Source organism: Pseudomonas sp. PDM05 (genome assembly GCF_014851685.1).
GTDB lineage: Bacteria > Pseudomonadota > Gammaproteobacteria > Pseudomonadales > Pseudomonadaceae > Aquipseudomonas.
Genome location: NZ_JACVAC010000003.1, coordinates 29,221 through 50,368, shown reverse-complemented (window position 1 = coordinate 50,368; position 21,148 = coordinate 29,221). Strand labels below are relative to the sequence as shown.

At 62.3% G+C, this 21,148-nt stretch carries 18 protein-coding genes; 13 read left to right on the top strand and 5 right to left on the bottom strand.

Annotated features, from left to right (window positions below; genetic code table 11):
* The first annotated feature begins 43 nt into the window (after positions 1-43).
* Positions 44-952, top strand: a complete 909-nt coding sequence (locus tag IB241_RS07790) for an SdiA-regulated domain-containing protein (RefSeq protein WP_192297884.1) — start codon at positions 44-46, stop codon at positions 950-952.
* Here the strand turns inward: IB241_RS07790 and IB241_RS07785 are convergent, their stop codons facing one another.
* Entirely contained in the window at positions 953-2,899 is a 1,947-nt protein-coding gene (locus IB241_RS07785; RefSeq protein ID WP_192297883.1) for an autotransporter domain-containing protein, read from the bottom strand.
* Between the two features lie 280 nt (positions 2,900-3,179).
* Positions 3,180-3,851, bottom strand: coding sequence for a ribose-5-phosphate isomerase RpiA (rpiA, locus tag IB241_RS07780; protein ID WP_017736692.1), 672 nt, complete (start codon positions 3,849-3,851; stop codon positions 3,180-3,182).
* A gap of 139 nt (positions 3,852-3,990) precedes the next feature.
* Between rpiA and ilvA the strand changes: the two genes are divergently transcribed.
* Both ilvA and IB241_RS07770 read left to right on the top strand, forming a co-directional pair.
* Positions 3,991-5,505, top strand: a complete 1,515-nt coding sequence (gene ilvA, locus IB241_RS07775; RefSeq protein WP_192297882.1) for a threonine ammonia-lyase, biosynthetic — start codon at positions 3,991-3,993, stop codon at positions 5,503-5,505.
* A gap of 41 nt (positions 5,506-5,546) precedes the next feature.
* The gene (locus IB241_RS07770) at positions 5,547-5,960 is read left to right on the top strand and encodes a DUF2269 family protein (protein WP_192297881.1); all 414 of its coding nucleotides are present in this window, start codon (positions 5,547-5,549) and stop codon (positions 5,958-5,960) included.
* Between the two features lie 113 nt (positions 5,961-6,073).
* Here IB241_RS07770 and IB241_RS07765 read toward each other — a convergent pair whose 3' ends face one another.
* A complete protein-coding gene (locus IB241_RS07765) occupies positions 6,074-6,730 on the bottom strand; it encodes an HAD family hydrolase (RefSeq protein ID WP_192297880.1) in 657 nt (218 codons plus the stop codon).
* Between the two features lie 143 nt (positions 6,731-6,873).
* Here IB241_RS07765 and IB241_RS07760 point away from each other — a divergent pair, with 143 nt between their 5' ends.
* A complete protein-coding gene (locus IB241_RS07760; RefSeq protein WP_003176750.1) occupies positions 6,874-7,353 on the top strand; it encodes an RNA pyrophosphohydrolase in 480 nt (159 codons plus the stop codon).
* A 22-nt stretch (positions 7,354-7,375) separates the two neighbouring features.
* On the top strand, positions 7,376-9,655 hold the full coding sequence (gene ptsP / locus IB241_RS07755) for a phosphoenolpyruvate--protein phosphotransferase (RefSeq protein WP_192297879.1): 2,280 nt from the start codon (positions 7,376-7,378) through the stop codon (positions 9,653-9,655).
* A 146-nt stretch (positions 9,656-9,801) separates the two neighbouring features.
* Here ptsP and IB241_RS07750 read toward each other — a convergent pair whose 3' ends face one another.
* On the bottom strand, positions 9,802-10,548 hold the full coding sequence (locus IB241_RS07750; protein ID WP_192297878.1) for an NRDE family protein: 747 nt from the start codon (positions 10,546-10,548) through the stop codon (positions 9,802-9,804).
* Between the two features lie 120 nt (positions 10,549-10,668).
* Here IB241_RS07750 and IB241_RS07745 point away from each other — a divergent pair, with 120 nt between their 5' ends.
* The 3 genes from IB241_RS07745 to IB241_RS07735 all read left to right on the top strand — a co-directional run bounded on the left by IB241_RS07745 (position 10,669) and on the right by IB241_RS07735 (position 13,217).
* Positions 10,669-11,451 carry a sulfite exporter TauE/SafE family protein gene (locus IB241_RS07745; RefSeq protein WP_192297877.1) on the top strand — a complete coding sequence of 261 codons (783 nt, stop codon included), beginning with the start codon at positions 10,669-10,671 and terminating at the stop codon, positions 11,449-11,451.
* Positions 11,452-11,516: 65 nt separating this feature from the next.
* The gene (gene lgt, locus IB241_RS07740) at positions 11,517-12,329 is read left to right on the top strand and encodes a prolipoprotein diacylglyceryl transferase (protein WP_192297876.1); all 813 of its coding nucleotides are present in this window, start codon (positions 11,517-11,519) and stop codon (positions 12,327-12,329) included.
* A gap of 54 nt (positions 12,330-12,383) precedes the next feature.
* Entirely contained in the window at positions 12,384-13,217 is an 834-nt protein-coding gene (locus IB241_RS07735) for a thymidylate synthase (RefSeq protein WP_192297875.1), read from the top strand.
* Positions 13,218-13,348: 131 nt separating this feature from the next.
* Here IB241_RS07735 and cadR read toward each other — a convergent pair whose 3' ends face one another.
* Positions 13,349-13,789 (bottom strand): Cd(II)/Pb(II)-responsive transcriptional regulator, encoded by a 441-nt coding sequence (gene cadR / locus IB241_RS07730; RefSeq protein WP_192297874.1) that lies wholly within the window; start codon positions 13,787-13,789, stop codon positions 13,349-13,351.
* A gap of 84 nt (positions 13,790-13,873) precedes the next feature.
* Here cadR and IB241_RS07725 point away from each other — a divergent pair, with 84 nt between their 5' ends.
* The 5 genes from IB241_RS07725 to IB241_RS07705 all read left to right on the top strand — a co-directional run bounded on the left by IB241_RS07725 (position 13,874) and on the right by IB241_RS07705 (position 21,065).
* Positions 13,874-16,126 carry a heavy metal translocating P-type ATPase gene (locus IB241_RS07725; RefSeq protein WP_192297873.1) on the top strand — a complete coding sequence of 751 codons (2,253 nt, stop codon included), beginning with the start codon at positions 13,874-13,876 and terminating at the stop codon, positions 16,124-16,126.
* A 16-nt stretch (positions 16,127-16,142) separates the two neighbouring features.
* Positions 16,143-17,006, top strand: a complete 864-nt coding sequence (locus IB241_RS07720; RefSeq protein WP_192297872.1) for a LysR family transcriptional regulator — start codon at positions 16,143-16,145, stop codon at positions 17,004-17,006.
* Positions 17,007-17,244: 238 nt separating this feature from the next.
* Complete coding sequence (locus tag IB241_RS07715; RefSeq protein WP_192297871.1) at positions 17,245-18,309, top strand: putative 2-aminoethylphosphonate ABC transporter ATP-binding protein; 1,065 nt, start codon at positions 17,245-17,247, stop codon at positions 18,307-18,309.
* 1 nt (position 18,310) lies between these two features.
* A complete protein-coding gene (locus IB241_RS07710) occupies positions 18,311-20,023 on the top strand; it encodes a putative 2-aminoethylphosphonate ABC transporter permease subunit (RefSeq protein ID WP_192297870.1) in 1,713 nt (570 codons plus the stop codon).
* 19 nt (positions 20,024-20,042) lie between these two features.
* Positions 20,043-21,065: a putative 2-aminoethylphosphonate ABC transporter substrate-binding protein gene (locus tag IB241_RS07705; RefSeq protein ID WP_192297869.1), complete on the top strand. Its 1,023-nt coding sequence runs from the start codon at positions 20,043-20,045 to the stop codon at positions 21,063-21,065.
* Positions 21,066-21,148: the final 83 nt, after the last annotated feature.

The following is a 21,148-nucleotide window of genomic DNA, read 5'->3' as shown; positions in this document are numbered from 1 at the left end:
GGGCGTGATATTCATGCGCCACCTTTGACTTTGAGCCCGCCCGATGCGCCGACTTGTCCGCCCCACACCCATCCTCCTGCTACTTGCGCTGATCGCCCTGATCAGCGCTGCAGTGGTTGCGCAAGAATTTCGCCTGTTCGAGCGTGGCTGGTTCAACTTCCTGGCGTGGCGCCAGCCGGCCAATGAGCATTCCATCGGCCTGGCCGATTACCGTGTGACCCTTGAGGCCCAGGTCATCGAAGGCCTGGACAGTGATGTGTCGGCCCTGACTTACGACCCGGTGCGCAAGAGCCTGTTTACCGTCACCAATAGAAACCCCGAGCTGATCGAACTGTCGCTGGAAGGCAAGATCCTGCGGCGCATCCCCCTGGTGGGGTTTGGGGATGCCGAGGCGGTGGAATTCATCAGCGAGAGCATCTACGTCATCAGCGACGAGCGCCAGCAGCGGCTGATCAAGGTGCATGTGGATGACGACACGCAGTTTCTCGATGCCGCCGACGCCGAGCAAATGGTCCTGGGCCTGCACATGGGTGGCAACAAGGGCTTTGAAGGGCTGGCCTATGACTCGCTGGGCAAGCGTCTGTTCGTGGCCAAGGAGCGCGACCCGATGCTGATCTACGAGATTCACGGCTTTCCCCATTTCAAGCCGGAAAAAACCTACTCGGTGCATGTGATCAACAACCCCAAGCGCGATGCCGGGCTGTTTGTGCGTGACCTGTCGAGCCTGCAATACGATGAGCGCAGCGGCCATTTGCTGGCGCTGTCGGATGAGTCGTTTCTGGTGTTGGAGCTGGATGTCGACGGTCGCCCGTTGAGCAGTTTGTCGCTGCTCAACGGGCGCCATGGCCTGAAAAAACGCGTGCCTCAGGCCGAAGGGATTGCCATGGACGATGACGGTACGTTGTACCTGACCAGTGAGCCCAACCTGTTCTACGTGTTCAAGAAGCCCTGATCAGAACATCCATTGTACCCCCAGCGAGTAGCCGGTCTGGCTGCCTTCGCTGTGGCCCAGGCGGCCATTGACCTCGGCAAATACTCCCAACTGCGGGGTGATCGCCAATTGGCTGCCGACTTGCGCGCGACCAAAGCTCTTGTCCGCTGAACCCAGCTTGGCGGTGCGCGCCTGGCCGTCGGCGCGGGCGGTCAGTTGCAGGTCGTCCAGGCGGCCGTCAGCCATCTCCTTGACCCAAGCGACGTCGCCGTAAGGCAGCAGGTTGAGGCCGTAGGGCAGGGCGACAGCGCCTCGCACGCGCCAGCCGAGGCTGGCTTCCAGGGAGTCGAAAGACTGTTCCTCGTAGGTCAGGGCCGTGCGCAGGTCCTGCTTTTCGCGGAATTTATCGATACGCGAGTGGCTGTAGTCCAGGCCTGCAAAAGGCCCGCTCTTGATGGCGCCGAAGTCAAAGTCATAGCCACCCAGCACGCGCGCGCCCAGGGTCAGGGCGTCGGTGTTGCCGGTCAATTGCTGGTTGAGCAGGATCGGTCCGCCATTCGCCTGGATCAGCAGGTTGCGCTTGGACTCGAAGCGGCTGTGGCCGATGCTCAGGTCGCCGGCCAGCCAGCTCGGCCCGCCATCGTTGAGCAGCGCATAGGCCGCGGCTTGCCAAGTGTCGCTGTCGAGTTTGCCACGGTGCTCAAGCGTGTCACGGCCGTTGAGGTAGCTTAGGCTGGCGCCGATGTTCAGGCTCGGGGTCAGTTGATAGTCGCCCAGCGCATGCAGGCCCACGCGTCGCGCTTCGGGGTTGGGGGCAGTATCGAAGCCGCTGTCCGGGTTGTATTCGCCGTCCACGCCGATCTCGCCATCAAAGCTGCCAACCTCGCGGCTGGCCGACTGCAAGGTCAGCCAGCGCCGGTCATGCAGGCGCACCATGGCCTGGTGCTGGCGTTGCAGGTTGTCTTGCATATTGCGTGCAACGGCGCCGCCCGAGGCGGTGGAGGCCATCAGGTCGGCGTTGGTCAACTCCAGCACGAGGCGGCTGAGCAGGCGCGAATAGTCGCGCAGGCGTTGATCGATGCGCGCCTGGCCGAAGGCGTCGGTGAGCACGGCCTTGTTGTCTTCGGCGGGGTCGTGCCAGGTCGAGCCACCGGGGATCTTCGGGTTGTCGGTCTGGGTGTAACCGTCGAGGTCGCCCAGTTCCCAGTTGGTGGCTTCTATATACAGAATCGGGATGTTCAGCGGCTCGAAGGGCTCGCCATCGCTGCAGCAGCCGGTGCCTTTGGGGTATTGCGGGTCCAGGCCGGGGTTGGTGAACAGCGGGATGTTCAATTCCTTGGCGATCTCAAAGGTGTGCTCGCGCAACGACGCCAAGGCCGGGTTGGCGGTGCTGTTCTGGCCGGCGTGGGCGTACATCATGTCGCCGGTGATCAGGCTGTCGAGGTTGATCATCGCCAGCATGTTCGCGCGCTGGCTGGCACTCAGCGACGCAACAAACGCCCGCGAACCGCGCAGGCCTTCCTCTTCGGCGCCAAAGCCGACGATCTGCAAGCCGTTTTCCAGTTGCAGGCCGCCAAGGTTCTTCGCCACTTCCGTCAGCACGCTGGCGCCGGAGCCGTTGTCGTCCAGGCCTTGCAGGGTCGGGCGGCCGAAGAAGGTGTCGAAGTGTGCGCCAATCACCACGTACTGCGGTTTGGTGCCGGCGGCGTAGGCCACCACGTTTTGCGACGCGCGACTGCCGCTGTTCCAGGTGAAGTCCTGGCGGCTGATGCTGTAGGCCGTGCCCATCTGGCTCTGCATCCAATCGGCGGCCCCGGCGAAGTTGGCCGTGCCGCGATAACGGCCGGGGTAGTCGTTGATCAGTTTTTCCAGGGTGGTGTTGGCGTGCTCGCCGTAGTCGTAGGCCAGGAGGTGGGTCGGCAGCAGGGCGCAGGCCGCGCTGATAGCAAGGGCTAGGGGCTTTATCACAAGGTCTTCCTTGAGGTGATGGGGATGTTCAGGCCGAGACCCTTTGCACAATGTGCGCCTCATTCCCTGGGCGATTGTGATTTGGCGCATTGTTAAACGGGCGAGTCGCCTGGCTGTAATTTGTAACGGATTTGATACCAGCGGCGGTGTTGAGTGTCGTGACGTGGCGCACGATTTTGGCGAGGGGGGCGGCGAAAAGTAGCGTTTTTGTTACATGGGTGCTTTGAGCGAGGGGATCAAATGTGGGAGCTGGCTCCCACATAAAGCGAGGCAGTAAGCCTTAGGCCTTGAGGGTTTTCACACCTTCAGCGGTGCCCAGCAGCAGTACATCAGCCGGGCGCGCAGCGAACAAACCATTGGTGACCACGCCGACGATGGCATTGATCTGGGTTTCCAGCTCCACCGGGTTGGTGATCTGCATATTGAACACATCCAGGATGATGTTGCCGTTATCGGTCAACACGCCCTCACGGTAAACCGGGTCGCCGCCCAGTTTTACCAGCTCGCGGGCCACGTGGCTGCGGGCCATCGGGATCACTTCCACCGGCAGCGGGAACGCGCCGAGCACCGGTACCAGCTTACTGGCGTCGGCGATGCAGATGAAGGTCTTGGCCACGGCCGCGACGATCTTCTCGCGGGTCAGGGCTGCGCCGCCGCCTTTGATCAGGTTCAGGTGCGCGTCGCTTTCATCGGCGCCGTCGACGTAGAACTCCAGGTCGCTCACGGTGTTGAGCTCGTACACCGGAATGCCATGGCCCTTGAGGCGTGCAGCGGTGGCTTCGGAGCTGGCCACGGCGCCGTCGAATGCGCCCTTGTGCTGGGCCAGCGCATCGATAAAGCAGTTGGCGGTGGAGCCGGTGCCGACACCGACGATGCTCTTGTCGTCGAGTTTGGGAAGGATTAAATCGACAGCGGCCTGGGCCACTGCCTGTTTGAGTTGATCCTGGGTCATGCGGGCTCCGGAACGGGCGGGGGAGTTATCGAGGGGCGCGAGTATAACCCAACAAAACCTCTGGATTCGTGTGGTCGCCCGGCCAAAAGCCGGGTTAGACTCCTTGGCCCTGCCAAACCGTGAAAGTAGATGCCCGCCGATGCTTGAACAGTACGTCAAAAAGATCCTCACCTCGCGCGTCTACGACGTTGCCGTAGAAACCCCGCTGCAGACCGCCCGCCAGCTCTCCGAGCGGCTGGGCAACAAGGTCTGGCTCAAGCGTGAAGACTTGCAGCCGGTGTTCTCGTTCAAGATTCGCGGCGCCTACAACAAGCTGACCCAATTGAGCAGCGAGGAGCGTGCCCGCGGTGTGGTCACGGCCTCGGCGGGCAACCATGCCCAGGGCCTGGCCCTGGCCGCCAAGGTGCTGGGGGTCAAGGCCACCATCGTGATGCCCAAGACCACCCCCGAGATCAAGGTTGAAGGTGTGCGCTCCCGTGGTGGCAAGGTGGTGTTGCACGGTGATTCCTTCCCGGAAGCCCTGGCCTACTCGCTGAAACTGGTCGACGAAAAGGGCTACGTCTACATTCACCCCTACGATGATCCGCACACCATTGCCGGGCAGGGCACCGTGGCGATGGAAATCCTGCGCCAGCACCCGGGGCCGTTGGACGCGATCTTCGTACCCGTGGGCGGCGGCGGGCTGATCGCCGGTATCGCGGCGTACGTGAAATACCTGCGGCCGGACATCAAGGTCATCGGCGTCGAACCGGACGATTCCAACTGCCTGCAAGCCGCGCTGGCCGCAGGTGAGCGCGTGGTACTGCCGACCGTCGGGCTATTTGCCGATGGCGTGGCGGTGGCGCAGATCGGCCAGCACACCTTCGACATCTGCAAGGACTATGTGGATGAAGTGATCACCGTGAGCACCGATGAAATCTGTGCGGCGATCAAGGATATCTACGACGACACCCGTTCCATCACCGAGCCGGCAGGCGCGCTGGGTGTGGCGGGCATCAAGAAGTACGTCGAGACCCGTGGCGTCACCGGGCAAACCCTGGTGGCCATCGACTCCGGTGCCAACGTCAACTTCGACCGCCTGCGCCACGTAGCCGAGCGCGCCGAGCTGGGCGAAGGCCGTGAAGCGATTATCGCCGTGACCATCCCCGAGAAGCCGGGCAGCTTCAAGGCGTTCTGCGAGGCCGTGGGCAAGCGCCAGATCACTGAATTCAACTACCGCTTCCACTCTGGCAGCGAGGCGCACATCTTTGTCGGTGTGCAGACCCACCCGGAAAACGACCCGCGCAGTGCCTTGATCGCCAGCCTTACCGGCCAGGGTTTCCCGGTGCTGGACCTGACCGAGAACGAACTGGCCAAGTTGCACATCCGCCATATGGTCGGCGGGCATGCGGCGCACGTCAGCAATGAAGTGGTGTTTCGCTTCGAATTCCCGGAGCGCCCGGGAGCCTTGTTCAACTTTCTTAACAAATTAGGCGGGCGCTGGAACATCTCGATGTTCCACTATCGCAACCACGGCGCAGCTGACGGCCGTGTGGTCGCAGGCCTGCAAGTGCCGGCGAACGAGCGTCACCTGGTACCGGCAGCCCTGGAAGCCATCGGCTACCCGTACTGGGATGAAAGCGATAACCCGGCCTACAAACTGTTCCTCGGTTGAGCGACTACGCTGATTGGGGCGGCCTTTGAGAGATTCGAGATATGCAAACCCTGATCACCCTGAAAGTTATCCACATCGCGGCCACCGTGTTGCTGCTGCTCAGCGGCCTCGGCCTGGCGCTGTTGGCCTGGCGCAAACGCAGTGCCGGCCCGGCGGTTACCGTGCAGCGGCCGTGGGCCTTCGTCTGGTTGCTGATGGGGATCTGCGTGGTCAGCATGCCGTTCACCGGCTGGTGGCTGGTGCATTTGGTCGGCTGGCCGCTGGGGCAGACCTGGCTCCTGGGCTCCAGCATCCTCTATACCGTAGCGGCGCTGGCCTGGTTCTGGCTGGTGGCGCGGCTTAATCGCCTGCGTAAAGGCGAGGGCGGCAGCCTGAATTTCACCCTGGTGCTGGCGGTGGTCAGCCTGGTGGGGTTCGTGGCGATTGCGGGGCTCATGGGCGCTAAGCCGGTTTAAGGCGCAAGATCGAGTCGCCTGCATTCGCGAGCAAGCCCGCTCCCACACTCGACCGAGTTCCAACATGAGAATACGGTCAAAATGTGGGAGCGGGCTTGCTCGCGAAGAGGCCATCAGCTGCGCAATGTAATCACCGGCCACCCGCGCTTTTCGGCCTCAGCCCGCAAATTCGGGTCCGGATCCACCGCCACCGCGTGCGTCACTTGCTCCAGCAACGGCAGGTCATTCATCGAATCGCTATAGAAATAGCTGCCTTCCAGGCTGAATCCGGTTTCTTCCAACCACCGATTCAAGCGCGTCACCTTGCCTTCCCGGAAGCACGGCACGTCAGTGCTGCGCCCGGTGTAGCGGCCATCTTCCATCTCGCATTCGGTGGCAATCAGGGTTTCCACGCCCAGGCGTGCGGCAATCGGCGCGGTGACGAAACGGTTGGTGGCGGTGATGATCACCAGTGTGTCGCCGGCGGCGCGGTGCTTGGCCAGCAGTTCCACGGCGCTGGGCAGCATCAGTGGCTCGACGCAGTCGCGCATGAAATCGCGGTGCCACTCGTCGAGTTGGGCCATCTCGGTACGGCCGAGGATTTCCAGGCTGAAGTTCAGGTAGGCGGCGTTGTCCAGCTTGCCGGCCAGGTAATCCTGGTAGAACTCGTCGTTGCGGGCCTTGTAGGCGATCGGGTCGAGAATCCCGCGTTCACAGAGGTAATCGCCCCAGGCGTGATCGCTGTCGCCGCCGAGAAGGGTGTTGTCCAAGTCGAATAAAGCCAGGCGCATTGCAGTTACTCGCTGAAATGTCTGTAAAAAGGCGTCCAGAATACGGTCTTTTCACAAGAGTGCACATAAGCTAAGAAGCCTCGTTGCCGCTGCAACAACCTTTGTGGAACAATGCGGCGACATGCGTTTGCGAGGTTGTTGCCGTGATCGACCCCGATGGTTTCCGTCCTAATGTCGGGATTATTCTTACGAATGATGCCGGACAGGTGCTATGGGCTCGCCGAATCAACCAAGATGCCTGGCAGTTTCCTCAAGGTGGAATCAACCCCGACGAAACCCCTGAAGACGCCTTGTACCGTGAGTTGAACGAAGAAGTCGGCCTTGAGCGCGAAGATGTGCAGATTCTGGCCTGTACCCGTGGCTGGTTGCGTTATCGTTTGCCGCAACGCCTGGTGCGTACCCACAGCCAACCGCTGTGTATCGGCCAGAAGCAGAAATGGTTTCTCCTGCGCCTGATCTCCAACGAGCAGCGGGTGCGGATGGATTTGACCGGTAAACCGGAGTTCGATGGCTGGCGCTGGGTCAGCTATTGGTATCCGTTGGGCCAGGTGGTGACATTCAAGCGCGAGGTTTATCGTCGCGCTCTCAAAGAGCTTGCCCCGCGCCTTTTAGCGCGCGACTGACGACGGAGTTCGACCCCGAGCCATGCTCAATACGCTGCGCAAGATCGTCCAGGAAGTTAACTCCGCCAAGGATCTCAAGGCGGCGTTGGGGATTATTGTGTTGCGCGTCAAGGAAGCCATGGGCAGCCAGGTCTGCTCGGTTTACCTGCTGGACCCCGAGACCAACCGTTTTGTGCTGATGGCCACCGAGGGCTTGAACAAGCGCTCCATCGGTAAGGTCAGCATGGCGCCCAATGAAGGTCTGGTGGGCCTGGTGGGGACGCGTGAAGAACCCCTGAACCTCGAAAACGCGGCTGATCACCCGCGTTACCGCTACTTTGCCGAAACCGGCGAGGAGCGCTACGCCTCGTTCCTCGGCGCGCCGATCATTCACCACCGCCGCGTCGTCGGCGTGTTGGTCATCCAGCAAAAAGAACGCCGCCAGTTCGACGAAGGTGAAGAAGCCTTCCTCGTGACCATGAGCGCGCAGCTCGCCGGGGTTATCGCCCACGCCGAGGCCACTGGCTCGATTCGCGGCCTGGGCCGTGAGGGCAAGGGCATCCAGGAAGCCAAGTTCGTCGGCGTGCCGGGTTCGCCGGGCGCGGCGGTCGGTACGGCGGTGGTCATGCTGCCGCCGGCGGACCTGGATGTAGTGCCGGACAAGACCGTCAACGACATTGACGCTGAAATCAAACTGTTCAAGACCGCCCTCGAAGGCGTGCGCGCCGACATGCGCAACCTGTCGAACAAGCTGGCCACCCAGCTGCGCCCCGAAGAGCGTGCGCTGTTCGACGTGTACCAGATGATGCTCGACGACGCGTCCCTGGGTAACGAAGTCAAGACCGTGATCAAGACCGGCCAGTGGGCCCAGGGCGCGCTGCGCCAGGTGGTCACCGATCACGTCAACCGTTTCGAAATGATGGACGACGACTACCTGCGCGAGCGCGCCTCGGATGTACGCGACCTCGGTCGTCGTTTGCTGGCGTACCTGCAGGAAGATCGCACCACTAATATGGTCTTCCCCGACAAGACCATCCTGGTCAGTGAAGAACTGACCGCGACCCAACTGGGCGAAGTGCCGGAAGGCAAGCTGGTGGGCCTGGTCTCGGTACTCGGTTCGGGCAACTCCCACGTCGCGATCCTGGCCCGGGCCATGGGCATCCCGACGGTGATGGGCCTGGTGGACCTGCCGTATGCCAAGGTCGACGGCATCGACATGATTGTCGATGGCCATCGCGGCGAGGTGTTCACCAACCCCGGCGAAGTGCTGCGCAAGCAATACGCCGAGGTGGTTGAAGAAGAGAAACAACTGGCGCTGGGCCTCGATTCCTTGCGCGAACTGCCGTGCGTGACCACCGACGGCCATCGCGTGCCGCTGCTGGTCAACACTGGCCTGCTGGCCGATGTGGCTCGCGCGCAACAGCGTGGCGCCGAAGGGGTGGGGCTGTACCGCACCGAAGTGCCGTTCATGATCAACCAGCGTTTCCCGAGCGAGAAGGAGCAGCTGGCGATCTATCGCGAGCAACTGCAGGCCTTCCACCCGTTGCCGGTGACCATGCGCAGCCTGGACATTGGCGGCGACAAGTCACTGTCGTATTTCCCGATCAAGGAAGACAACCCCTTCCTCGGCTGGCGTGGGATTCGTGTCACGCTCGACCATCCTGAAATTTTCCTCGTCCAGACCCGCGCCATGCTCAAGGCCAGCGAAGGCCTGAACAACCTGCGCATCCTGTTGCCGATGATCTCCGGCACCCATGAGCTGGAAGAGGCGCTGCACCTGATCCACCGTGCCTGGGGCGAAGTGCGCGACGAAGGCGCCGACGTACCGATGCCGCCGATTGGCGTGATGATCGAAATCCCGGCGGCGGTGTACCAGGCCAAGGAACTGGCGCGGCAGGTGGACTTCCTGTCGGTGGGTTCCAACGACCTGACCCAATACCTGCTGGCCGTGGACCGTAACAACCCACGGGTGGCCGACCTCTACGACTACCTGCACCCGGCGGTGCTGCAAGCCCTGCAACATGTGGTGCGCGACGCCCATGCCGAAGGTAAGCCGGTGAGTATCTGCGGCGAAATGGCCGGTGACCCGGCGGCGGCAGTGCTGTTGATGGCAATGGGCTTTGACAGCCTGTCGATGAACGCCACCAACCTGCCAAAGGTGAAGTGGATGCTGCGCCAGGTGGACCTGGGCATGGCCAAGGAGCTGCTGGCGGAATTGATGACCATCGACAACCCGCAAGTTATCCACAGCTCGCTGCAGTTGGCGCTGAAGAATCTGGGGCTGACGCGGATGATCAATCCGGCTTCGGCGAAGACTCTCTGACTTCAGCTGATGGCCCTTGTAGTGAGCGGGCTTGCCCCGCGCTGGGTGGCGAAGCCGCCCCAAACCGGCCGCCGCGGTGTTTCAGGAAGATCGCGGTGTCTGGGTTTAGGGCGGCTTCGCCACCCAGCGCGGGGCAAGCCCGCTCACTACACGTTGAGTTCTACCTCACCCAGCCGCCCACCATGGGGCCCAAAACTACGCTCCACCATCCGCCGAGTCCCATCGGCATTCACAATCAACGCCGTACTCGCCCGCGTCCCATAACTGGGGCTGGCAATAAACACGCTGGATAACAGACTCTCCGTCGCCAACCCCACGCCGGTATCGGGCAAGTCTGCAAACGGCGCTGTCTGCGGATCACTCAAAAGCCCCAGCAACGCCTCGGGTTGCGGGTCATCCAGCACCGCACTCAGCGCCGCCTTGGCCTTGAGCAACTTGGGCCACGGCGTATCCAGCCCAGCGTTGGATAACCCATACACCCCGGCCTGCAACCGCGTCGGCTGGGTGTGATTGGCGTTGTAGTGCCACAACTCCTCCCGTGTGCCCAGCAGCAGGTTAAACCCGGCATATTCGATCGAACGGCCGTTAACGTCGGCCAAGTAGTCGTCAATCGGCAGGTTTCCATTGAGAAAGCGCGCCACCAGTTCCCCGCGGGACTTGCGCGCCGGTGGCTGGTGCGGATCGCGGATATTGGTCAGGGCGGCAAACCGCCCGTCGGCATTCACGCCCAGCCAGGTGCCGCCGGCCTCTTGATCGCGGCCGGCGTAGACCTCGGGTGCATCCGGCCACTGGGCCAGCGGCAGGCTGGGGCGGGCGTAGAACTCATCACGGTTGGCCGCGACGATCAGTGGCTGGGCATGGCCCGGCCGCCAGGCGAAGACAATCAGGCACATCAGGCGATCCCTTTTGTGTTTTTTGCCACTCTACGCACTCAAGCGCGGGCGTTCCATCGTCTCCAGTTGGGTCGCATGCCTTCCATCCGTTAACATGCCGGACTTGATTTGGGGGCTCCCATGGAATTTTTGCTGTATTTGGCGCTGGGCGCCTGTGCGGGTGTGCTGGCCGGGCTGTTCGGGGTGGGCGGCGGGATCATCATCGTGCCAGTGCTGGTGTTCAGCTTCACCTTGCAGGGCTTCGATCCCCAGGTGCTGACCCACCTGGCCGTGGGCACCTCCCTGGCGACCATCATTTTTACCTCGATCAACGCCGTGCGTGAGCACCACCGGCGTGGCGCGGTGCGTTGGCCGATCTTTGTGTGGATGACCGTGGGCATCCTGATCGGCGCCGGTTTTGGCGCACTGACCGCCGAAGCCATCTCCGGCCCGCACTTGCAGAAGGTCATTGGTGTGTTCGCCTTGGTGATCGCGCTGCAACTGGCCCTGGAGGTCAAGCCCAAGGCCAGTCGCACGGTGCCGGGCAAACTCGGCCTGACCCTGGCCGGCACGGTGATCGGCTGGGCGTCGGCGATTTTCGGCATCGGCGGCGGCTCGTTGACCGTACCGTTCTTGACCTGGCGCAGCGTGCCGATGCAGCAGTCGGTGGCCACCTCATCGGCGTGCGGCCTGCCGATTGCCCTGGCCAGTGCATTAAGTTTCATGATTCTGGGCTGGCATGACCCGCTGCTGCCCGCTCATAGTCTAGGGTTCGTGTATTTGCCGGCGCTGTTGGGCATTGCCCTGACCAGCATGGTGTTTGCCCGTTTCGGCGCGCGCCTGGCGCACAAACTGTCGCCGCGCTTGCTCAAGCGCCTGTTTGCCGGGTTGCTGTTTTGCGTCGGTTTGAATTTCTTGCTGTAACGCAGCCTTAATCGCGCCACGGCATGGTCCGGGCGCTATAACGAATGATTTAACGAGGAGTCGCAATGCTGCCTTACCCGCAGATCGACCCGGTGGCCCTGGCCATCGGTCCGCTGAAAATCCACTGGTACGGGTTGATGTACCTGATCGGTATCGGCGGCGCCTGGCTGCTGGCTTCCCGGCGCCTGAACCGTTTCGACCCGACCTGGACCAAGGAGAAACTCTCCGACATGGTCTTCTGGCTGTCGATGGGGGTGATCGTCGGCGGGCGCCTGGGCTACGTGTTGTTCTACGATCTGTCGGCGTACATCGCCAATCCGACGCTGATCTTCGAAGTGTGGAAGGGCGGCATGGCGTTCCACGGTGGGTTTGTCGGCGTGATGATCGCTGCCTGGTGGTTCGGCCGTCGCAACGGCAAGTCGTTCTTCGAACTGATGGACTTCGTCGCGCCGCTGGTACCGATTGGCCTGGGGGCCGGGCGCATCGGCAACTTCATCAACGCCGAGCTCTGGGGCAAGCCGACCGACGTGCCGTGGGCGATGGTGTTCCCGCCCTTCAGCGACCCGGCGCAACTGCCGCGCCATCCGTCGCAGCTCTACCAGTTTGCGCTGGAAGGCGTGGCACTGTTCCTGATTCTCTACCTGTTCTCGCGCAAGCCGCGCCCAACCATGGCTGTGTCGGGCATGTTCGCGTTGTTCTACGGGATCTTCCGGTTCATCGTCGAATTTGTGCGCGTGCCGGATGCACAGTTGGGCTACCTGGCGTGGGGCTGGGTGACCATGGGTCAGATCCTCAGCCTGCCGATGATCCTCGCCGGCCTGGGCCTGCTGTGGTGGGCGTACAATCGCCCGCAGCCGCTGAAGAACACTGCGCTTTAAATTCGAATGCCGAGGCGGTTGCCCTGCCTCGGCTTCAACGATACGGGTAAAAAAATGAAGCAATATCTCGAACTACTGAACGACGTCGTGACCAATGGATTGACCAAGGGCGATCGCACCGGCACCGGCACCAAGGCCGTGTTTGCCCGTCAGTATCGGCATAACTTGGCCGACGGCTTTCCGCTGCTGACCACCAAGAAGCTTCACTTCAAAAGCATCGCCAACGAACTGATCTGGATGTTGAGCGGCAACACCAACATCAAGTGGCTGAATGAAAACGGCGTGAAGATCTGGGACGAATGGGCCACCGAAGACGGTGACCTGGGCCCGGTTTACGGCGAGCAGTGGACCGCCTGGCCGACCAAGGACGGTGGCACGATCAACCAGATCGACTACATGGTGCATACGCTCAAGACCAACCCCAACAGCCGCCGCATCCTGTTCCACGGTTGGAACGTCGAGTACCTGCCCGACGAGACCCTGAGCCCCCAGGAAAACGCGCGCAACGGCAAGCAAGCCCTGCCACCGTGCCACCTGCTGTACCAGGCCTTCGTGCATGACGGTCACCTGTCGATGCAGTTGTATATCCGCAGCTCCGACGTGTTCCTCGGCCTGCCGTACAACACCGCGGCGCTGGCGCTGCTCACCCATATGCTGGCGCAGCAGTGCGACCTGATCCCCCACGAGATCATCGTCACCACTGGCGACACCCATGCGTACAGTAACCATATGGAACAGATCCAGACCCAGCTGGCGCGTACGCCGAAGAAGCTGCCGGAGTTGGTGATCAAGCGTAAGCCTGAGTCGATCTATGACTACAAGTTCGAAGATTTCGAGATTGTGGGTTACGACGCCGATCCGAGCATCAAGGCTGATGTCGCCATCTGATCAATGTGGGATCTAGCTTGTGTGGGAGCGGGCTTGCTCGCGAAAGCGGTGGATCAGCTTGCAGATGTGTTAGCTGACACACCGCATTCGCGAGCAAGCCCGCTCCCACATTTAGTCCGTATTCACTTGAGTTAGTGGCCGTGGCTTCTGCCCACATGGGAAGGCTCAGCCTCACTGGCTGCCACGCTTCCGCTGACTTCAAGCCGCTGCAAAATCCCGCACTGCTCCCCACCGCCACAACGCTGGCGCAGGTCCAGCAACTGTTCCTGCAACGCCAACAGCCCGTCGATCCGCGCTTTCACATGGTGGATATGCTCGTCGATCAACGCGTTCACGCTTTCGCACTGGTCCTGCGGACTGTCGCGCAAGCCCAGCAGGCTGCGGATCTCCTCCAGGGTCATGTCCAGGCTGCGGCAATTGCGGATAAAGATCAGCCGCTCGGTGTGCGCCTGGGTGTACACGCGGTAATTGGCCTCGGTGCGCGCCGGCGGCGGCAGCAGGCCTTCCTTCTCGTAATAGCGGATGGTTTCGACGGGGCAGTCGGTCAGTTTCGCCAGTTCGCCGATCTTCATCGCGGCAATCTCCAAATGGGTGCTTGACCCTATAGTGGCTACAGGGTCTTTACTTGGCAACAGGCACCTTACGGACGCGACCTGATGAGCGATTCCATCCACACCCCGCATAAACACAAGCACGACCATGATCATGGCGAGCATAAACTCACGCCTGTGCATAACCACGGCCACGGCGATTCCTGCTGTTCCGCCAGCCCGGCTGCGGCAAAGGTGACGCTGAACGAGGCGCCCACCGCCGGCTCGCGCTTGAGCACGTTCCGCATCGAAGCCATGGATTGCCCCACCGAGCAGACGCTGATCCAGAACAAACTGGGCAAGCTCGCCGGCATCCAGCAGTTGGAATTCAACCTGATCAACCGCATCCTCGGCGTCACCCACGACCTGCCGAGCACCGCGCCGATCATCGCCGCGATCAAATCCATCGGCATGCAGGCCGACCCCATCGAGGAAGGCACCCCGGCTGCCGCACCACCCGCCAAGAAACACTGGTGGCCGCTGGCATTGTCCGGCGTCGGTGCATTGGGCGCCGAAGTGCTGCACTTCACTAACGCCGCGCCGACCTGGGTGATTGCCCTGGTGGCGCTGGTGTCGATCCTCAGCGGCGGCCTTACCACCTACAAAAAGGGCTGGATCGCCCTGAAAAACCTCAACCTGAACATCAACGCGCTGATGAGCATCGCGGTGACCGGCGCAATCCTGATCGGCCAGTGGCCGGAAGCGGCCATGGTGATGTTCCTGTTTACCGTCGCCGAACTGATCGAAGCCAAATCCCTGGACCGTGCGCGCAACGCTATCAGCGGCCTGATGCAGATGACCCCCGAACAGGCCACGGTGCGGCAGGCCGACGGTTCGTGGGCTGAACAAGAGGTCAAAAGCATCGATCTTGGGGCTATCGTGCGGGTCAAGCCTGGCGAGCGCATCGGCCTGGACGGTGAAGTCACTGCGGGCCAATCGACCATTGACCAAGCGCCGATCACCGGCGAAAGCCTGCCCATTGAAAAGACCGTGGGCGACAAGGTCTTCGCCGGCACCATCAACCAGGCCGGCGCTCTGGAATACAAAGTCACCGCAGCGGCCAACAACTCCACCTTGGCGCGGATCATTCACGCCGTGGAACAGGCCCAAGGCGCCCGCGCGCCGACCCAGCGCTTTGTCGACAGTTTCTCCAGGGTCTACACCCCGGCGGTATTCCTGTTTGCCCTCGGCGTAGCCCTGATCCCGCCGCTGTTCATGGCCGGCGTGTGGTTCGACTGGATCTACCGCGCCCTCGTGCTGCTGGTGGTGGCGTGCCCGTGTGCGCTGGTGATCTCCACGCCCGTGACCATCGTCAGCGGCCTCGCGGCGGCGGCGCGCAAAGGCATCCTGATCAAGGGCGGCGTCTACCTGGAGGGCGGCTACAAACTCGACTACCTGGCCCTCGACAAGACCGGCACCATCACCCACGGCAAGCCGGTGCAAACCGATTACCTGGCGCTGTTCCCCAACGTCGAAGCCAGCGCACCGGCGTTAGCCGCGAGTTTGGCCGGGCGTTCCGACCACCCGGTGTCCCTCGCCATCGCCAATGCGGCTGTGGATAAAAACCTGGCGCTGCACGCTGTGGATAACTTCGCGGCGCTGGCGGGCCGTGGTGTGCGTGGCGACATCAACGGCGAAACCTATCACCTGGGCAACCACCGCCTGGTGGAGGACCTCGGCCTGTGCTCGCCGGAGCTGGAAGAAAAACTCTTCGCCCTGGAAAAACAAGGCAAGTCCGTGGTGCTGTTGCTCGACAAGTCCGGCCCGCTGGCGCTGTTTGCCGTGGCCGACACGGTCAAGGACAGCAGCCGCGAAGCCATCCAGCAACTGCACGCGCTGGGCATCAAGACCCTGATGCTCACCGGCGACAACACCCACACCGCCCAGGCGATTGGCGCCCAGGTCGGCATTGATCAGGCCCGTGGCGACCTGCTGCCCACCGATAAACTGCAAGCCATCGAAACCCTCTATGGCCAAGGCCATCGCGTCGGCATGGTCGGCGACGGCATCAACGATGCCCCGGCCCTGGCCCGTGCCGAGATCGGTTTCGCCATGGCCGCCGCCGGCACCGACACCGCCATCGAGACGGCCGATGTGGCCCTGATGGACGATGATCTGCGCAAGATTCCCGCATTCATTCGGTTGTCGCGGCAAACCTCGAGTATCCTGCGGCAGAACATCGCCCTGGCGCTGGTGATCAAGGCGATCTTCCTCGCAGTCACGTTCCTGGGCATGGCCACCATGTGGATGGCGGTGTTTGCCGACATGGGCGTCAGCCTGCTGGTGGTGTTCAATGGCCTGCGCCTGTTGCGCAAATAATGGATGTGAGGGTGGCGTGCTGAGTGCCGAGTTGAAGGCTTTTTACATGGTCGCGCGCCTGGGCAGCATTACCCAGGCGGCGAAAAAACTCGGCCTGAGCCAGCCCACGGTCACCACCCAGATTCGCAACCTCGAAAGCCAATACGGTGTTGAGCTGTTCTACCGTGGCGGCCGGCGTCTGACCGTCAGCGATGAAGGCGCGCGGCTGCTGCCGATGGTCAAGGCGCTGTTGCAGCAAGAAGCGGACATCGAGTTTTTCCTGCGCAACAACGGCCAGGTCCAGGGCGCATTGCGGATTGCCGCGACGGCGCCGTATTACATCCTCGATCTGGTCAAAGCCTTCCGCGAACGCCTGCCGCAGGTGGACGTGTCGGTGGAAATCGGCAACTCCCAACAGGTGCTCGAAGCGCTGGACGATTACCGCGTCGATGTCGCCGCGTCCTCGCAGTTGGTGGAAGACCCACGCCTGATCCGCCGGGTATTGGGCACCGACCCGCTGGTGCTGGCGGTGCATCGCGACCATCCCCTGGCCAAGCTCGACCATGTGCCCCTCAGTGCCCTGGCCGGGCATACCTTGTTGATGCGTGAAGCGGGCTCGACCACACGGCGGCTGACGGAAGAGATGTTGCAGGGCGCTAGCGTGAGCTACGGGCCGCTGCTGGAAATCGGCAGTCGCGAGTCGATCCGCGAGGCGGTGTTGCGCAATATTGGCATCAGCATCATTGCGCGCCAGGAAGTGCCCCATGACCCGCAACTGCGGGTGCTGACCATCGAGCATGCGCCGCAGATTCCGGAGTATTTGTACTGCCTCAAGGAAAGAAAAAACGCACGGTTGCCAGCGGCGTTTCTGGGGTTGGCGCAGGAAATGTCGCCCCTCTGAGTTCTATGGTGGTCTTGAGGGCCTCTTCGCGGGCAAGCCCGCTCCCACATTTTGACCGTGTGAACCCGATCAAGTGTGGGAGCAGGCTTGCCCGCAAAAGCGGCAGTACAGGCACCACACCTCTTTGACCCCTACCCAAATCCACCAATACCACTATCACCACCTTTTGCCTTCCTGCCACACGCGCGACGCATTGCCTACCTAGCATGACCCTCATCCGTTTGATGAGGTGCCACGCATGAACACTGCCCTGAGCCAACCCGGCGCGCCGATGAAGGTGCGCAATATCCAGAAACGCTTCGGCGCCTTCACTGCGCTCGATAACGTATCCCTGGACGTCGCCGCCGGTGAGTTGGTGTGCCTGTTGGGCCCGTCCGGCTGTGGCAAGACCACCTTGCTGCGCTGCATCGCCGGGCTCGAGCGCCAGGACAGCGGCGAACTTTACCTGGGCAACCGCGACGTTTCCCTGCTGCCACCCCAGGCGCGGGACTACGGCATTCTGTTCCAGTCCTACGCCCTGTTTCCCAACCTGACCGTCGAAGCGAACATCGGCTACGGCCTCACCGGCAGCGGCCGCGATGAAGTGCGCAAGCGTGTCGCTCAGATGTTGGAACTGGTCGGCCTGGTCGGCAGTGAAAAGAAATACCCCGGCCAACTCTCCGGCGGCCAGCAACAACGCGTGGCTCTAGCCCGGGCACTGGCGCCTGCGCCGTCGTTATTGCTGCTGGATGAACCGATGTCCGCCCTCGACGCCCGTGTGCGCGAGCATCTGTGCACCGAACTGCGCCAACTGCAACGGCGCCTGGGCATCACCACGCTGATGGTCACCCACAACCAGGACGAGGCCATGCTGATGGCCGACCGCATCGCCGTGATGAACAACGGCAAGGTCGAGCAGTACGCCACGCCCCAGGAAATCTACGACCGCCCGGCCACGTCGTTCGTGGCGGAATTTGTCGGCCAGGGCAATTGGTTGCCATTCAGCCGCAACAGCGCCAGCCACGCCCAGGTCGGCGGGATGAACATGCGCTTGGCCGATGATGCCGGCGTGGCCAAGTCCGGCCGCCTGTTCTGCCGCCCGGAAGCCATCAGCGTCAACCCGCCGGTGCATGAAGAAAACCTGTTCCCGGCCAAGGTCCGCGAGGTCACGTTCCTCGGCAACCGCTGCCGCATGAGCTTTGAGCTTGAGCAGTTACCCGGCCATGCGCTGCTCGCCGAACTGGCCCCGGAAGCCATGCCGCGCCTGGGCGCCCAGGACATCTGGGTGGCCTTGCCGCCGCGCAGCCTGCAGGTGTTTGCCTGAGATGGCTGTTGTCATGACCTTGCCCGCCGTGCGCCAGGCTTCCCGTGCGGAACTGGGCGACCGCCTGTTTGTAGTCGGCGGCAAACTGCTCTGGCTGTGCTTGCTGGGCGTCGCCGTGTTGCTGCCGTTGCTGGCGATCTTCTGGCGTGGTTTCAGCAACGAAGCGGGGCAGGGCGGCGGTCTGGTCGCGGCTAAAGCACTGATCAGCAGCGCCAACTTCCACTGGTTGCTCGGCAACAGTCTGAAAGTTTCCCTCAGCGTCGCGGCCATCGTCGTACCGCTGGCCTACCTGTTTGCCTACGCCCTGCAACGCACGCTGATTCCCGCCAAGGCGATCTGGCGCGGCCTGTCCCTGCTGCCGTTGATGGCACCGTCGATGCTGCCGGGGATTGCGCTGGTTTATCTATTCGGCAACCAGGGTATGTTGCGCGGCTTGCTCTCGGAGAATATCTACGGTTTCTGGGGCATCGTTCTGGGTGAAGTGATCTACACCTTCCCACACGCCTTGATGATCCTGCTGTCGGCGCTGTCCCTGGCGGATGCGCGCCTGTTCGACGCGGCCTCCAGCATGGGGGCGAGCCCGGCCCGGGCGTTTCGCAGCATCACCTGGCCGGCCACGCGCCAGGCGGTATTCGCGGCATTCTGTCTGGTGTTTACCTTGACCATCACCGACTTCGGCGTGCCCGTGGTGGTCGGCGGCGATTATCAAGTGCTGGCGCTGGAGGCGTACAAGGCGGTGGTCGGCCAGCAACAGTTCGGTCGCGGCGCGTTGATCGGCATGGTGTTGCTGTTGCCGGCGCTGTTCAGCTTCGGCGTGGATGCGTGGTTGCGCCGCCGTCATGGCGACTCCATGAGCGGCCGCGCCCAAGTGTTCCAACCGCTGCCATCGCGTTCAAGGGACGGCTGCTACCTGGCCATCGTCCTACTGATCTGCGCCGTTTTGCTGCTGGTGTTCGGCATGGCGGTGTACTCCTCGCTGGTGAAATTCTGGCCGTACAACCTGTCGCTGTCGCTGAACCACTACCAGTTCGAAGACACTGCCGGCGGCGGCTGGCTGGCCTACCGCAACAGCCTGACCCTGGCCTTGTGCACCGCGTTGATCGGCAGCGTGCTGATCTTCACCGGCGCCTACCTGATGGAAAAGACCAAGGGCCAGAAGGGCCTCAACCTCGCGCTGCGCCTGCTCAGCTTTGTGCCGATGGCCGTGCCGGGGTTGGTGCTGGGTCTGGGCTACGTGTTCTTTTTCAACCTCAACGGCAACCCGCTGCATGTGTTCTACGGAACCATGACCCTGCTGGTGGTGTGCACCATTGCGCATTATTTGACCACCGCGCAGATGACCGCCACCACGGCGTTGCGCCAGCTGGACGCCGAGTTCGAAGCCGCCGCGCTGTCCCTCAAGGCGCCGCTGTATCGCCATTACCTGAAAGTCACCGTGCCGATCTGCCTGCCGGCGTTGCTGGACATCGTGCGCTACCTGTTTGTATCGGCGATGACCACCGTATCCGCCGCGATTTTCCTCTACAGCCCCGACACCATCCTCGCCGCCGTCGCCGTGTTGAACATGGACGATGCCGGCAACGTGGGCGGCGCGGCGGCCATGTCGACCTTGATCCTGTTCACCTCGGCCGGCGTCTCGCTGTTGCTGGCGTGGGCCTCACGCGGCGCGTTGCGTCGCTCCCAAGCCTGGCGCCAGAGCGCGCCGGGCCAATAATCCCGATAGGAGGTGTTCCATGTTCAAACCCCTGGCACTGGTCGCTGCCGTACTGTCTGCATTCAGCCTGAATGCCTTCGCCAAGACCGACCTTACGGTGTACACGGCCCTCGAAGCCGAGCAGTTGAAGACCTATAAGCAAGCCTTCGAAAAGGCCAACCCGGACATCGAAATCAAGTGGGTGCGCGACTCCACCGGCATCATCACCGCCAAGCTGCTGGCCGAGAAAGACCGCCCGCAAGCCGACGCGGTCTGGGGCCTGGCCGCGTCGAGCCTGGCGATCCTCGATCAGCAAGGCATGCTGGATAACTACGCCCCCAAGGACCTGGACAAAATCGGCAAAAACTACCGTGACCCTGCCAACCCCCCGGCCTGGGTCGGCATGGACGTGTGGGCCGCGACCATCTGCTTCAATACCGTTGAAGCCGAAAAGCAGGGCCTGAGCAAGCCGGTGAGCTGGCAAGACCTGACCAAGCCTGAGTACAAGGGCAAGATCGTGATGCCCAACCCGGCCTCGTCCGGCACCGGTTTCCTGGATGTGAGCGCGTGGTTGCAGACCTATGGCGAGAAGCAGGGCTGGCAGTACATGGACGACCTGCACCAGAACATCGGCCAGTACGTTCACTCGGGCTCCAAGCCGTGCAAGCTGGCGGCGTCTGGTGAATTCCCGATCGGGATTTCCTTTGAATACCCGGCCGTGCAGTTGAAGCGCCAGGGCGCGCCGCTGGACATCATCCTGCCGAAAGAAGGCCTGGGTTGGGACATTGAAGCGACGGCCGTGATGAAGGGCACGGCCCACGCCGACGCGGCGAAAAAACTCGCCGACTTTTCCGCCAGCCCGGCGGCGATGGCGCTGTACAAGGACAACTTCGCCGTGCTCGCCCAGCCGGGGATTGCCAAGCCGCAGACCGAATTGCCGGCCGATTATGAGCAACGGCTGATCAAGAACGACTTTGCCTGGGCGTCGAAGAACCGCGACAGCATCCTCACCGAATGGCGCAAGCGCTATGACGGGAAGTCGGAGAAGGTCGCCGGTCAGTAAGGTTTTCGTCAGAGCTACTGGCCTCTTCGCGAGCAAGCCCGCTCCCACATTTTGATTTGTGAACACATTCAAATGTGAGAGCG